Genomic DNA, 13,848 nt, shown 5'->3' with positions numbered 1-13,848 from the left:
CGCTCGTCACACGCCGTGCGGCTTCGCCGCCATGCCTTTATAAGCCAGCGCAATGGCGACCATCAGCACAACAAACAGCATCGATGGCGCAAACCAGGTGAGCAGCAAACCGGTTAACAGCGGGTTGCAGGCGCCACCCAGCCAGCCGAGCTGCTGCGCTGAGAAGTAGCTCGCTTTCAGGCCCGGCGGGGCGATGTTGTCGACCAGCATGTACTCGCCCGGCGCGTAAATCAGCTCGCCCACCGTAAACACCGCGGCGGAAAGGCCCCACAGCAGCAGATTGCTTCCAGAAAGCATAAATCCCGCCAGCCCGGCCATAAAAAACAGCGTGCCGCAGAACATCAGTTTTTTGATATTGTCCGGGCGGATCCGTTTGCCAACCAGATACTGAAACACCACCACCACGAAGGCGTTCACCGGCAGAACCACGCCAACCACTTTTTCAGCAAGCCCGGAGTCGGAAATAGCGATGGCATACTGCGACAGGCAGGCTGCAAATGAGCCGTAAACCAGCGAGCCGAGAAACGCCGAAAGCGTGAAATACTTTAGCGCCTTGTCTTTAAGCATGCTGCGAGGAGAAAGCACGGCGCTTTCAGTTTGCCCGTGAGTATTTACCGGCGCGCTGCGCACATAACGGCCAATGAGGATAAACGGGAGAACCGCCGTCAGGCCGGACAGCCAGAAGGGTAATTGAGTGCTGTAGAGCACCGCGAGCGTGCCAATCGGCGGCCCGACGGTCCAGCCAATATTTGAAAAGGTGTAGTTAAGGGAAAATATTTTTGGTTTTTGATGCAGCTCCAGCGTGTCGGAAAAATAACCTTTCAGCACCGTAGAAAATACTGAGTACGCGCAGTTAATAAGCGAGTAAAAAATTACGACCAGTACGGAATTATTAACCAGCGGTATGGCAATAAAGCCGGCAAGAAAAATGGCGATGGCCAGCAGCATATATTTTTTCTTATCAAACCTGTCCGCCAGGATGCCAAACCACAGGCTAAAAATGACCCCCGCCGTGAGCGCGATGGTTAAAGCCAGGCCGATCTCTTTTAGCGGCATGCTGTACTGACGCGCAAGATAGATAGTCATAAACGGCAGGGTCAGGCCGCGACCGACGGTCAGCAGCAAAGAGGCGATAAGTAAAATACTTGTTGATAAGTGCTTGCCGGAAAACAACTTCGCGAGGGTGGCCATTTTATCAGTGTCAATAGAAAGCGCGGAAGAGAGCAGGCACATTTATCATGAAGAAACAGCGAAGTACAGTCCATGCTGATGGCAAGAGCACGGGAAAGCCCATCTGTATGGCTGCACTTTTCTGCGATCTGTATCTATGAATGTGTTTGTTTTAGGCTTAAATTTTAACAAATTTATAAAATATGACAGGGACGGATATGACACGTAAAGACGGGCTGCTGGCAATGCTGGTGGTCGTGGTATGGGGGCTTAATTTTGTGGTGATTAAAATGGGGCTGCATAATATGCCGCCCCTGCTGCTGGCAGGGCTGCGCTTTTTACTGGTAGCCTTCCCCGCGCTGTTATTTGTCGCCCGCCCGAAAATCCCGTTTCGCCTGTTAGCGGCCTATGCCCTGACGATCAGTTTCGGGCAGTTCGCCTTTTTATTCAGCGCCATTAAATTTGGCATGCCCGCCGGCCTTGCCTCTCTGGTATTACAGGCGCAGGCGTTTTTCACGATTGTTCTCGGCGTTTTTGTTTTCCAGGAAAGGTTGCAGACGAAGCAAATCGCGGGGATCGCGCTGGCCGTGATTGGCGTGTTAATCCTGATAGAGGGCAGTCTTGGCGGAGAGCAGGTGGCGTTGCTGGGCTTTATGCTGACGCTCGCCGCGGCGTTTAGCTGGGCGTGTGGCAATATCTTTAATAAAAAAATCATGCAGCTTGAGGCCCGGCCGCCGATTATGTCGCTGGTGGTGTGGAGCGCGCTGATTCCGGTGATCCCGTTCTTTATTGCAAGCCTGCTGATGGACGGCCCGGCGTTAATGCTGCAAAGCCTGGTGGCTATCGATCTCACCACTATTTTGTCGCTGGTTTACCTGGCGTTTGTCGCCACTATTATCGGTTACGGCATCTGGGGCAGTTTGCTTGGACGCTATGAAACCTGGCGCGTGGCGCCGCTTTCGTTACTCGTACCGGTAGTCGGAATGGCCAGCGCCGCGTTGCTGCTCGACGAAAGGTTAAGCGCCACTCAACTGGTGGGTGCGGCGCTGATCATGGCCGGGTTGTACATCAATGTATTCGGTCTGCGGGTGCGTAAGGCGGTGGTCAGTTAATGCCTGTCGGGTACGCCTTAGCGCTACCCGACACTGATGACTACTCTTTACCGTGGTAATAGGGCGCGCCCAGCTTTTCTGACTTATCACTCATGCTGTGGCTGGCGCCGCTCTGGTTGTCAGAAGGGGGGATCATCATCCCGCCGTGGTTGGCCTGGGTGACGTTAAAGTTGCCCGGCTGTTCCGCCCAGAGGTTGCCCGATGCCAGAGCCAGAAGCACGGCAGCTGCGGAGACAAAGCGTTTCATGAATTCCTCGTTTACGCCCGTTTGTACGGACGGTGATATAGCGGTTATGGCCTAATGATTAAGCGGATGCAGATACTTCCCGTCGCCGGTCAGATGCGTAACGCGATATTTATGCGGCGGCACGGAGAAGTAGTTTTTGAACGTGCGGGTAAGCGTCTGCTGCGACTCAAACCCATAACGCTCCGCTAAATAGAGAATCGGCTCGTTGCTCTCTTTAAGCTTCAGAGCAATCTCGGTCAGTTTGCGATTGCGGATGTACTGGCCTAATGAGTGACCGGTCTCTTTTTTAAACATCCGTTGCAGGTGCCACTTTGAGTAGCCAGAACGCTGGGAAACCTTCTCAAGCGAGAGCGGAGTTTCCAGGTTCTCTTCTATCCAGTCCAAAATGCTGTGTACTGTTATCGCATCGTTATTGCGTCTGGACATCGTCTCACCTCTTTGCAGGTTTACGGCAATACCTTTGTTAGCAGGTGATAAAGCGCATCGACTTCATCTGCCGTCAGGTTTTTTGTCAGTTCTTGGTGCAGATCTTGCCCCACAAGGCTATGGCACGCTTCGCACAACCGTTTCCCCTCAGGCGTAAGCCTGACCAGAACGCCTCGTCTGTCATTAGGGTTCGGCAAGCGCTCGATCCACCCTTTGCAAAGCAAACGATCGAGCATGCGGGTAAGCGCGCCGAGGTCCACCGACAACACTTTTTTCAACTCCACCGGCGTAATACATACTTCACAATAGATGGAGCAGAGCACCTTAAATTGCGTCGACGTGATGTCCAGCGGTGAAAGATAAGTGTTGAGCAGCCGGTCCTTATGTTGGTTAACCATGTGAATCAGCCGCCCTAACGGGATCATTTCGTTAAACAGATCGCTTGTGCTTTTCACTATGGTTGCCCAGGCAAGTAGATTAATCACGCGAGATATTATTTCCCGGGCAAGTATAAGTCAACGTGATGATTCGGCGGCGGGCAAAAGATGCCACAAATAGCTAAAACGGTTCAGTTGCCAGCTAAGAACCGGTGTCGAAACAAACCGTTTAAGAGAAGTTAATGTTTTTGATGCGTATACTTAGCTGTCTTATCGACTGTGGAGCCAGGAACAAAAAGATGATGGATTTACTAAAAGCCATCGGGCTTGGGCTGGTGGTATTACTGCCGCTGGCAAACCCGTTGACCACGGTTGCGCTGTTCCTCGGCCTTGCCGGTAACATGAACAGCAAGACCCGCAACCGCACGGCGCTGATGGCCTCCATCAATGTATTCGTCATTATGATGGTGGCCTACTATGCAGGGCAGATAGTGATGAACACCTTCGGGATTTCGATACCCGGGCTGCGTATCGCCGGAGGCTTGATTGTCGGCTTGATCGGCTTCCGTATGCTGTTCCCGCAGCAAAAAGCGCATGTGTCTCCCGAGTCGAAAACCAAATCGGAAGAGCTAAGCGAAGAGCCGGAGGCGAACATTGCGTTCGTTCCCCTGGCGATGCCGAGTACCGCAGGTCCCGGAACGATTGCGATGATCGTCAGCTCCGCCTCCACGCTCAAACACGGCGTGGATTTTCCTGCCTGGGTTACGCTGGTTGCGCCGCCGCTGATTTTTGGGCTGGTCAGCGTGATTTTATGGGGCAGCCTGCGCAGCTCCGGGGCCATTATGCGCCTCGTGGGGAAAAGCGGCATTGAAGCTATTTCGCGCCTGATGGGGTTCCTGCTGGTGTGTATGGGAGTGCAGTTTATTATTAATGGCGTAGTGGAAATCATTACCACCTGGCCAAACTAAGGGAATGAGATGAAAAACTTAAAGCTACCCAACGATGACTACCAGAACCTTGTGGCGCATATCGTCGACTATATGGAAGACAAGCACGACCTGCAGCTGGGGCAGTTTGAGGCTGAGTTTTTTCTTGACGAGCTGGTTAAAAAAATCGCGCCGCTTTTCTATAACCAGGGGCTGAACAAAGCGATCGACGTTATTCACAACAACGTGCTGACGCTCGAAGAGCTGCTGGATCTGGAAAAGGAAGTCTGAGCCGGGATCGGTTGATGTCAACGCCTCGATGCGTAGATGGATATCAAAAATACCAACCCCAGCGCGGGGCCGAACCGCTGGAAAACGTCCGGATCGATTTTTGTCGTCCAGATTAATGGCAAAGACTACTATCCACGATATTTGCTGGATGAAGGCTACCGGCCTGAGGAACGCACGTTTTAGCCCAATGAGTAATGGTGTTGCCACCCTTTACGGAGGCGAGAATACCGCGGTCGCCATTATGGAGACGCTGTTCCATGATTTGCCGCTGCATTCCGACGGTGCGCCCTTTGATCTTCGCCGCGCGGAGGGGCTGGTTCACTCGGTTATCAAATCCCGTCTAAGTAAGCCGGGCAGCGGCAACCCACCGCCCGGATAATCTTTAACCGTGATGAGGCTGCTCTTCCAGCGCCACCGGCCAGCGGCGGAATATCAACACCGACCAGACTAACGCTGCCAGCGCCGGAATCGCGCCGACCAGGCCGATGCTGGACATGGAAAAATGCAGGCTGACCTGGTTTCCCAGCAACGCGCCGGCACCGATGCCGATATTGAAAATCCCTGAAAAGAGCGACATGGCCACGTCTGTGGCATCCGGCGCCAGCGCCAGCACTTTCACCTGCATGCCAAGCCCAATCACCATCATGGCGATACCCCAGAACATGCTCAGCACGGTCAGGTTAACGTTGCTGGCGGAGGCGGGCAGCAGCAGCGCAAGGCAGAGCACCAGCAGCGCTATCGCTCCGCTAATCAGCGGCGAAGCATATTTGTTGCCCAGCTTGCCGAACAGAATGCTGCCGAGGATGCCGGTACCGCCCAGCACCAGGAGCAGAAGCGTCGCAAAGTTGGCGCTCAGCCCGGCAACGTTTTGCACAAAGGGTTCGATGTAGCTGTACGCGGTGTAGTGGGCTGTTACCACGACCGCCGTCAGCACATAGATGCTCACCAGCGCCGGGCGACGAAACAGTTCCGGCACGCTGCCAAGGGAACCGGAATGCTCGCTTGGCAGCTTCGGCAACAGTTTCATCAGGCAGAACAGCGTAATGGCCGCCACCACGCCGATCGCAAAGAAGGTGCTACGCCAGCCAAAATATTGTCCGATGATGCGGCCCAGCGGTAATCCTAATACCATCGCCAGCGCGGTACCGGTTGCAAGCAGGCTCAGCGCCTGCGCCTTTTTGCCCGCCGGGGCCATGCGAATGGCCAGCGATGCCGTGATCGACCAGAAAATAGCGTGGGCAAAGGCGATGCCGATGCGGCTGATGACCAGCACGGTAAAGTTCCAGGCAAGGAAGGAGAGCACGTGGCTGGCGATAAATAACGCGAAGATGCCGATCAACAACCTGCGGCGCTCCACCTGGCTTGTCAGCAGCATAAACGGCAGCGACATTAACGCCACAACCCAGGCGTAGATGGTAAGCATGATGCCAACCTGCGCCGTCTCCATACCGAAACTGCCCGCAATATCCGACAGCAGCCCGACAGGCACAAATTCGGTGGTGTTAAAGATAAATGCCGCGACGGCAAGAGTAACGACCCGCAGCCACGCTGTACGCCGTGAGACCGTGCTTAGTGTCATAAAATAGTTTCGCGTTGGTGATTAAGGGAGGAAGAGAAGGCGATCATAAAACCATCAATCGGGGCATACAACTAATTTTGTGATTTAGATCTCATTTTTTTGTTCTGCTGTGAGCGCATAAAAAAATGAATGCGAACGCCCGGTTTCTCATGGCATGGTAGACATCATGCGCTCCCCCATAACAATATGAGGTTTATGCTATGCAACCAGTTGACTTTTATATGGTAGACGCCTTTGCGGATACCACTTTCGGCGGCAATGCCGCGGCCGTGTGCCCGCTCACGGAATGGCTGCCGGACGCCACCCTACTGAAGATGGCCAAACAGCATAATCAGTCGGAAACGGCTTTCTTTGTCACCACGGACGAGGGGTTTGAGCTGCGCTGGTTCACCACCCAGGGGGAAATCAACCTGTGCGGCCATGCGACTCTCGCCGCAGCGCACGTTATCTTTGAATATTTCGCTTATCCCGAGGCGACGATCCATTTCACCACCCGTTTTGTCGGTCCGCTTAGCGTTACCCGCAACGGCGAGTGGCTGACGCTCGACTTCCCGGCGTGGGACACCGAACCGGTAATGCCGCTGCCGCTGCTGCTGGAGACGCTGGGCATCAGCGAATGCAAAGAAGTGCGCGTGGCGCGCGATTACATGGTCGTGCTGGAAACTCAGCGGCAGGTTGAGGCGGTTCGCGCAGAGATCAACGCCATGATCCCGCTGGAAAAAATGGTCTGCATCACCGCGCCCGGCGAAGGCGAATATGATTTTGTCAGCCGTTTCTTCTGTCCGGGTGAGGCGGTGCCGGAAGATCCGGTCACCGGATCGGCGCACAGCATGCTCATCCCTTACTGGGCTGAGAAACTAGGCAAAACGCAGATGTTCGCCCGTCAGGTATCCGGGCGCGGCGGCGATTTACGTTGCCAGCTGGCAGGCGATCGTGTGCTTATCGGCGGGAAGGCCGCGACCTATCTGATAGGTAAGGTGCTGCTGCGCTGATGACGTTTCGTTGATTTTTATGGTGATAAGGGAACGGGCTGGCGTTGCGGTGGGGCAGGTGAAGTCAAACGCATCTGTATCGATGAGCGGCATCGCGGGCAGCGCCTCGGCGAAAAACTCCTGGCGGCGCTTGAGCAAGCGGCTCCTGGACGCTCTTGCCGCTTACTTCGTCTGGAAACACGGATTAAGCAGCATGGCGCGATAACCCTTTATCAGCGCCAGGGTTATCAGCCAGTTGAGGCCTTTGCGCCTTATAAGCCAGATCCGTTAAGCCTGTTTATGGCAAAGCCCCTGCCGCAGTGACTCAGGTGAAGCGCCTGATTAGCGAATGAAACGGCCCTTCCTGCCGCCTCAGATGCGGCATATCGCCTTCACTACGGCCAGGCGCTCTAAGGCAAGCGCTGAATATTAGCTTTGATCACCGCAACCGAACGGGAGAAGTTGACCTTCTCTTCGGGACTGAGTTCCAGTTCTATCACCTGCTGTACGCCGCTTTGCGCCAGTACCGCAGGTACGCCAATGGCAATATCCGACTCGCCATATTCCCCGTCCAGAATGCAGGATATCGCCAGCGCGCGGTGGCTGCCGGTGAAGATATTGCGGCAGATCTCAGCGATAGTGGCAGCGACGCCATATTCGGTGCAGCCTTTGCGGCTGTAGATCTCGAAACCAAGCGTGCGGATCTTCCCGGCAAGCGCTGCCATGTCCAGCGCTTGACCCGTTTTGCGTTGATAGACTCCGGCAAGCGGCGAGCCGAAAACCGACGAATGCGACCAGACCGGGAACTGGGTATCGCCATGTTCGCCAAGGATAAACGCATCGATGCTTTGCGCGCCGATATCCAGCGCCTCGGCAAGCGTGCGGCGCAAACGAGTGGTATCCAGCCAGACGCCGGTGCCCATCACCTGGTTGCGCGGTAAACCCGAGAGTTTCCACACCTGGTAAGTGATGATGTCGCAGGGGTTAGTGGCAACCAGAAAAATACCGTTGAATCCATTGTCCATCATAGCCGGGACGATCTTCGTCACGATGCCGGCGGTGCCGGTGAGCTCATCCAGGCGGGTCTGCCCGGGCTTTAATGCGCCGCCTGAAACAGCGATGACGGCGATATCCACATCCGCGCAGTCGCGGGCTTCACGGACGCTGATTTTCATCATGCCCGGCATAAAGGCTGCGGCATCCGACAAATCCTGGCAGTGGCCTTCAACGCGCTCCCGGTCCAGGTCCACCAGAATAAGCTCTTCACAGATATTCTGGTTTAACAGCGCATAGGCCGCGGAAGCGCCGACGTTTCCTGTGCCGATGATCATCACTTTACGGGCTTTGGTATTCATATTTGTCCGGATAAGGTTGTCGTCTGACTGGTAAGTAAGGTACACCCACAAGGCCGCAGGAAAAAATCAGTTTTCCTTATAGCGGCAAAAAATGGCGAAGGCGTCAGGCTGAGGAACATTTATTTTTACAAGCGGCACCCGGACCGGCTCGAATAAGCGTTCAGACAAAAGGAAAGCACATGGCTGCACTTCAGTTACTTTGTGGAAAGGCAGGGGCGGGCAAGTCAACGCTTGCGGCTGAACTGGCGCAGCGCGAAGGTCGCCTGCTTATCAGTGAAGACCGCTGGCTTAGCGCGCTTTATCAGGATGAACAGAAAACGCTTGCTGACTATGTACGTAACGCTGCGCGGTTAAAAACTGCCGTCGGGCCGCATATCGTTGAATTACTGCGCCAGGGCATGAGCGTTACGCTGGATTTTCCCGGCAATACGCCAGCCGTTCGCGGCTGGGCAAAAAGCCTGGCTGAACAGGCCCGCGTGGAGGCTGAACTGCACTGGCTGGATGCGGCAGATTCGCTGTGCCTACAGCGAATTAACTTTCGCAATCAGCAGGGAGAGCATCCTTATACGCTGAGCGAGGCGGAGTTTGCGCAGATCGCCTCCTTCTTTATTGCGCCCGATGAGAGCGAAGGGCTAAAAATTTTCCGCTATCAGGCGGCTTAAACGCAAGCTAAGGCAACGACAAAGGTGCAAGCATCGCTATAAAGGCCTCAAGCTGGCGAGTCTTCGCGTCTTTGCGCCAGATAAGCCAGGTGTTCAGGTAGCGCCAGTCCGGCGGTAGCGGCCAGGCGCTCGCCTGATGGCTGCCGGGCATGCTTTCCAGCATGCTGCGCGGCATTAAAGCCAACCCCGCTCCGGCAATAACGCAGGCCAGCATACCGTGGTAGGACTCCATTTCATGAATTTTCCCCGGTATCGCCTGGCCGTGATGGAACCAGCTCTCAAAATGGCGGCGGTACGAGCAGTTCGCCCGGAAAGCGTAGATGTTTGCTCCGTTAACCTGCTGCGCATGCGTTACCGGCGCGCTATCGGCAGGCGCCACAATCACCATTTCTTCTTCATACACGGCCAGGCCCTCTAGCGCAGGATGCAACACCGGGCCATCGACGAAAGCGGCGGACAGTTTTCCTTCCAGCACGCCGTCTATCTGGTCGCCGGACGGCCCGGTAGCAAGCGAAAGCTGTATCTTTGGATACTTTTGATTAAACGTCGCCAGCAGGCCAGGGATGCGCACGGCGGCGGTGCTTTCCAGCGAACCCAGCGCCAGCAGGCCCTGCGGCTCGTTGCCTGAAACCACCGTTCTCGCCTCGTCCACCAGCGCAAGGATGCGTTTGCTGTATTGCAAAAAACTGTGCCCGGCAGGGGCGAGTTTCAGTCGCTGATTTTCACGGATAAAGAGATCGACGCCGAGATCCGCCTCAAGCTGCTTAATACGCGTGGTGAGGTTAGAGGGCACGCGATGCACCTTCTGCGCGGCGGCGTTGATGCTGCCGGTCTCCGCTACGGCGGTAAACATTTCAAGCTGCACAAGATCCATGCTTCATTCTCATTTCATGAATAACTGACTCACAATTATTCATTTTTCAGCAGCGCTTCTCAAGCGTAAGGTAAGCGTTATTCAGACTATGAGGCGACAACATGCATTCTGTTACGACGCAAACCCACGCGATTTCTTTAAACCCGGCAAACGGGCAACGGCTTGCCGCTTATCCTTATGAATCCGACGCTCAGCTTGATGCGGCGCTGGCGACAAACCACGGCGCTTTTGTAGCCTGGCGGCAGGTCTGCGTCATGCAGCGGGCGCAAAAGCTCAGGGCTCTGGCCGCAGCGCTGCGCGATAGCGCCGAACCGATGGCGCAGATGATTACCGCTGAAATGGGCAAACCGATTGTTCAGGCGCGGGCAGAAGTCGCAAAGTCAGCCAGCCTGTGCGACTGGTACGCTGAACATGGCCCGGCGATGCTGAGCGCCGAAACTACGCAGGTTGAAGAGCACAAAGCGGTGATTGAATACCGCCCGCTGGGTCCGGTGCTGGCGGTAATGCCCTGGAACTTCCCGCTGTGGCAGGTGCTGCGCGGTGCGGTGCCTGTCCTGCTGGCAGGCAACAGTTACGTGCTGAAGCCTGCGCCGAACGTAATGGGTTGCGCACTGCTTATTGAAGCGCTGTTTATCAAAGCTGATTTCCCCGCAAGCCTGTTTGAAGTGATAAACGTGACGCCGGCAGGCGTGAGCCGCGCGATAAAAGACTCCCGTATTGCCGCAATTACCGTGACCGGCAGCGGGCGAGCGGGCGCCGCGATTGGCGCCCAGGCCGGAGCGGCGCTTAAAAAGTGCGTGCTTGAGCTTGGCGGTTCCGATCCGTTTATCGTCCTCAATGACGCGGATCTTGATGAAGCGGTCAAAGCGGCGGCGGCAGGGCGCTTTCAGAATACCGGCCAGGTATGCGCGGCGGCAAAACGATTTATCGTTGAGGAGGGCATTGCCGCAGCCTTTACAGAGAAGTTTCTTGCAGCCGCGCAGCGAATGCAGACCGGAGATCCCACCCTTGAGGCGACCCAGCTCGGGCCAATGGCGCGTTACGATCTGCGTGATGAACTCCACGAGCAAGTTACAACGTCACTTAATGAGGGCGCTACGCTGCTGCTGGGCGGCGAGAAACTGTCAGGCGAAGGCAATTATTATGCCCCGACCGTGCTGGGCAACGTAACGCCGGCAATGACGGCTTTCCGTCAGGAGCTGTTCGGCCCGGTGGCGGCGATTACCGTGGCACGCGACGCGGAGCACGCGCTTGAGCTGGCAAACGACAGCGACTTCGGCCTTTCCGCCACGCTGTTTACCGCCGACCAGAACCTTGCCTGCAGGATGGCTTCCCGTCTGGAGTGCGGCGGCGTATTTATCAACGGCTACAGCGCAAGCGATCCGCGCGTGGCGTTTGGCGGCGTAAAGAAAAGCGGCTTCGGGCGGGAGCTTTCCCGCTTTGGCCTGCATGAGTTCTGCAATGTGCAGACCGTGTGGAAGGATCGTCGCTAGCAGCAGCCTGGCGGATGGCGCGGCCGTTAAGCCGTTCACAAATCTGAAATAGTTCTGTCATTTTCGCCCGGTACACTCGGCTTATTCCTGGTGTTACCAAAGAAAATCATGAACATAAGACAAATTTTCAGCTCATGGAAGGCGCCTCGCCGTTCGTTTGGCTTACTGAGCGGCGCTGTCTGCGTGATAGCGCTGTTCTGCGTTTTACAGATCGTGTCAACCCTTCTGCTTTCCTCCATTTTGCACGATACCCGACGCGATCTCCTCGCGAGCGATCGGCGGCACGAACAGCAGATGTTTATGGACAAAGCGCGCAGCTCGTTGCTTATGGCAAGCGATCTGTTAAACCGGGCGGGCATCTACTTCCTGCAGGATAAAGAAACGGGATCGGTAGGAAGCTGGAACAGCCTGCTGGATGAGTCGCAGGCAGCGCTTAAGGCGTCCCTTGCCGATTTTGAAAGCTATCAACGGCTACGCCTCGCTAACAGCCAGCAAGAGCGGGAGCACAGCGAAGCGCTGGTCAGCAGCTATAAGCTGTTTTTTGACGGACTGAAAGAGCAGGCGGACGGCCTGGCGCAAAGCAGCACCATCGATGCATTTTTCGCCGTGCCGGTGCAGGCGTTTCAAAGCGCCTTTAACGATAGCTATGCCGGTTTCCAGAAGGAGAATGAGCAACAAACCCGCGATGCCAGCGGCTCGCTGCTGAGCAGCCTCAGCCGTGCGCAAAATATGTTTATCGCGATGCTGGGGGTGTTAGCGCTGGTGGCCGTCGCCGTCTGGCTGGCCGTGACGCGCTGGGTTATCGGGCCGCTCAGAAGCGTAATCGCTCATATTGACGTGCTTGCCGCAGGCGATCTTTCGCGTCTGCCGCCTGCAGGTAGCCATATGAACCGGGAGGTGAATCAGCTGAGCGGCAGCGTGGCGGCGATGCAGCACGGGTTACAGACTCTGGTTCAGGAAGTGCGTGACGCGGCGGCAACGATGGCGCTGAACGTCAATCGGCTGGCGGAAGGCAATCAGCTGCTTTTCAGCCAGTCGGCGCAGCAGGAACAAGCGTTACAGGGAGTGACAGGCCACATCACGGAGCTGGGTTCCCGCGTCAAAGAGAACGGCGATTATGCAAAACTGGCTAAGCTTCGCGTCGACGAGGCCCGTGAAATCGCCGCCGGGGGCGACCAGATGATGCACAGGGTGAACCTTTCCATGCAGGATATCGTTACGCAATCCGCCGAGATGCGCGGCATTGTCGCCATTATTGACAGCGTGGCGTTTCAGACCAATATTCTGGCGCTCAACGCCGCCATTGAAGCGGCGCACGCGGGCAACCATGGGCGAGGATTTGCGGTGGTGGCAAAAGAAGTGGGGCTGCTGGCGCAGAAAAGCAGCCGGTCCACGCACGGTATTAAAACCCTTATCAACAATTCTGTGCAGGGTATTGAACAGGGTTCAAACGCGGTGACGGTGCTTGAAACGAGCCTGCAGAACGTCATCGCCGTGGTGAGTAAACTCAGCGGCCTGCTAAGTGAAATCTCTGCGGCCACGCTCAACCAGGGCGAGAGCGTACAACACGTGACGAAACGCATTGCCACGCTCAATGAGGTGGCGACCCGGACGAATCAGCTGATCCGCGAAACTTCGGGCTCATCAAGGCTGCTGCGCGACGAATCTTCCCGCCTGGAAAGCGCGGTGGCGCGTTTTCAACTGCCGCCGGAACACGGTTACACCTTGTAAAACTTTAGCGAGGATATTAACGGCGTCTGGGCGCCGTATTCCTACTGTTTTCTCGGTTTTTATACCAAACTTTACTCACCTTTTCTTTGTTGCGAATGCACCATCATGGACAGCGAATCACGTCGTCAACTCAATGAATTACGCAGGCAAAGCAAGCAGGAGCATGAGGAACTGCTGGCCGACCCTACAGAATGTGAGCCGGAAACTACGTTTGGGCAACGAATGGCGGATGTGATAACGGGCGGCATTGCCACCTGGACATTTATCCTGGCGCAGTCCGCCATTATTATTGTCTGGACCACCTATAACCTCTTCTCCCGGAAATCGGGATTCGATCCTTACCCGTTCGTTTTATTAAATCTGTTTCTCTCTTTCCAGGCGGCTTATACCGCGCCTGCCATTATGATGAGCCAGAAACGGCAGAATATGAACGACAGCCGCCGGGCTGAAATTGAGTCCAACGTTAACGTGAAAACCGATCTTGAGCTTTATGCGCTGCATGAAAAAGTCGATATGATGAAGGATAAAGATATCGCCGAGCTGAAAAATACCGTTAACGAACTGCTTGAAGAGTTGAAAAAATTTCGTCCCCCGACGGCCAATAACACCTGAGTAATTCTCACTCCAGCACCCT

The 13,848-nt window shown here is 55.5% G+C and carries 16 protein-coding genes and 1 pseudogene; 10 read left to right on the top strand and 7 right to left on the bottom strand.

The genetic code is table 11. From position 1 onward, the window contains the following. Positions 1-6: 6 nt before the first annotated feature. A complete protein-coding gene (locus tag WLO31_RS10150; protein ID WP_435930334.1) occupies positions 7-1,191 on the bottom strand; it encodes an MFS transporter in 1,185 nt (394 codons plus the stop codon). 197 nt (positions 1,192-1,388) lie between these two features. Between WLO31_RS10150 and eamA the strand changes: the two genes are divergently transcribed. Next, positions 1,389-2,282 carry an O-acetylserine/cysteine exporter gene (gene eamA, locus WLO31_RS10145; protein WP_435930333.1) on the top strand — a complete coding sequence of 298 codons (894 nt, stop codon included), beginning with the start codon at positions 1,389-1,391 and terminating at the stop codon, positions 2,280-2,282. 40 nt (positions 2,283-2,322) lie between these two features. Here eamA and marB read toward each other — a convergent pair whose 3' ends face one another. Genes marB through marR form a run of 3 tightly spaced genes read right to left on the bottom strand, consistent with a single transcriptional unit; the run spans position 2,323 to position 3,410 of the window. Further along, positions 2,323-2,529 (bottom strand): multiple antibiotic resistance regulatory protein MarB, encoded by a 207-nt coding sequence (gene marB / locus WLO31_RS10140; RefSeq protein WP_435930331.1) that lies wholly within the window; start codon positions 2,527-2,529, stop codon positions 2,323-2,325. Between the two features lie 51 nt (positions 2,530-2,580). Then, positions 2,581-2,955: an MDR efflux pump AcrAB transcriptional activator MarA gene (gene marA / locus WLO31_RS10135; protein ID WP_435930329.1), complete on the bottom strand. Its 375-nt coding sequence runs from the start codon at positions 2,953-2,955 to the stop codon at positions 2,581-2,583. Positions 2,956-2,975: 20 nt separating this feature from the next. Then, entirely contained in the window at positions 2,976-3,410 is a 435-nt protein-coding gene (gene marR / locus WLO31_RS10130) for a multiple antibiotic resistance transcriptional regulator MarR (RefSeq protein WP_435930581.1), read from the bottom strand. A 221-nt stretch (positions 3,411-3,631) separates the two neighbouring features. Here marR and WLO31_RS10125 point away from each other — a divergent pair, with 221 nt between their 5' ends. From WLO31_RS10125 to WLO31_RS10115, 3 genes are all read left to right on the top strand, one after another. Continuing rightward, the gene (locus WLO31_RS10125) at positions 3,632-4,300 is read left to right on the top strand and encodes a MarC family NAAT transporter (protein ID WP_435930327.1); all 669 of its coding nucleotides are present in this window, start codon (positions 3,632-3,634) and stop codon (positions 4,298-4,300) included. Between the two features lie 9 nt (positions 4,301-4,309). Further along, positions 4,310-4,549, top strand: a complete 240-nt coding sequence (locus tag WLO31_RS10120) for a DUF2164 domain-containing protein (RefSeq protein WP_435930325.1) — start codon at positions 4,310-4,312, stop codon at positions 4,547-4,549. A gap of 100 nt (positions 4,550-4,649) precedes the next feature. Beyond that, positions 4,650-4,928: an RES family NAD+ phosphorylase gene (locus WLO31_RS10115; protein WP_435930323.1), complete on the top strand. Its 279-nt coding sequence runs from the start codon at positions 4,650-4,652 to the stop codon at positions 4,926-4,928. Positions 4,929-4,931: 3 nt separating this feature from the next. Here the strand turns inward: WLO31_RS10115 and WLO31_RS10110 are convergent, their stop codons facing one another. Further along, positions 4,932-6,128, bottom strand: a complete 1,197-nt coding sequence (locus WLO31_RS10110) for a sugar transporter (RefSeq protein WP_435930320.1) — start codon at positions 6,126-6,128, stop codon at positions 4,932-4,934. A gap of 200 nt (positions 6,129-6,328) precedes the next feature. Between WLO31_RS10110 and WLO31_RS10105 the strand changes: the two genes are divergently transcribed. Both WLO31_RS10105 and WLO31_RS10100 read left to right on the top strand, forming a co-directional pair. Further along, the gene (locus tag WLO31_RS10105) at positions 6,329-7,120 is read left to right on the top strand and encodes a PhzF family phenazine biosynthesis protein (RefSeq protein ID WP_435930319.1); all 792 of its coding nucleotides are present in this window, start codon (positions 6,329-6,331) and stop codon (positions 7,118-7,120) included. Positions 7,121-7,171: 51 nt separating this feature from the next. Continuing rightward, positions 7,172-7,423, top strand: a pseudogene (locus WLO31_RS10100) (GNAT family N-acetyltransferase); the annotation flags it as partial. 86 nt (positions 7,424-7,509) lie between these two features. On the opposite strand, the gene WLO31_RS10095 reads toward WLO31_RS10100, so the two are convergent. Continuing rightward, positions 7,510-8,454: an L-lactate dehydrogenase gene (locus WLO31_RS10095; protein ID WP_435930318.1), complete on the bottom strand. Its 945-nt coding sequence runs from the start codon at positions 8,452-8,454 to the stop codon at positions 7,510-7,512. A gap of 179 nt (positions 8,455-8,633) precedes the next feature. On the opposite strand from WLO31_RS10095, the gene WLO31_RS10090 reads away from it, so the two are divergent. Further along, positions 8,634-9,116, top strand: coding sequence for an AAA family ATPase (locus WLO31_RS10090; RefSeq protein WP_435930317.1), 483 nt, complete (start codon positions 8,634-8,636; stop codon positions 9,114-9,116). 7 nt (positions 9,117-9,123) lie between these two features. Here WLO31_RS10090 and ptrR read toward each other — a convergent pair whose 3' ends face one another. Further along, positions 9,124-9,990 (bottom strand): putrescine utilization regulator PtrR, encoded by an 867-nt coding sequence (gene ptrR / locus WLO31_RS10085; protein WP_435930316.1) that lies wholly within the window; start codon positions 9,988-9,990, stop codon positions 9,124-9,126. Between the two features lie 101 nt (positions 9,991-10,091). Here ptrR and WLO31_RS10080 point away from each other — a divergent pair, with 101 nt between their 5' ends. From WLO31_RS10080 to WLO31_RS10070, 3 genes are all read left to right on the top strand, one after another. Then, a complete protein-coding gene (locus tag WLO31_RS10080) occupies positions 10,092-11,483 on the top strand; it encodes an aldehyde dehydrogenase family protein (protein ID WP_435930315.1) in 1,392 nt (463 codons plus the stop codon). 108 nt (positions 11,484-11,591) lie between these two features. Then, positions 11,592-13,214 carry a methyl-accepting chemotaxis protein gene (locus tag WLO31_RS10075; RefSeq protein WP_435930314.1) on the top strand — a complete coding sequence of 541 codons (1,623 nt, stop codon included), beginning with the start codon at positions 11,592-11,594 and terminating at the stop codon, positions 13,212-13,214. 105 nt (positions 13,215-13,319) lie between these two features. Further along, positions 13,320-13,826, top strand: a complete 507-nt coding sequence (locus tag WLO31_RS10070; protein WP_435930312.1) for a DUF1003 domain-containing protein — start codon at positions 13,320-13,322, stop codon at positions 13,824-13,826. The last annotated feature ends 22 nt before the right edge of the window (positions 13,827-13,848 follow it).

Source organism: Dryocola sharpae, from assembly GCF_051307055.1.
In the GTDB taxonomy this organism is placed as follows: Bacteria; Pseudomonadota; Gammaproteobacteria; order Enterobacterales; family Enterobacteriaceae; genus Dryocola.
This window is presented reverse-complemented; position numbering and strand designations above follow the sequence as displayed.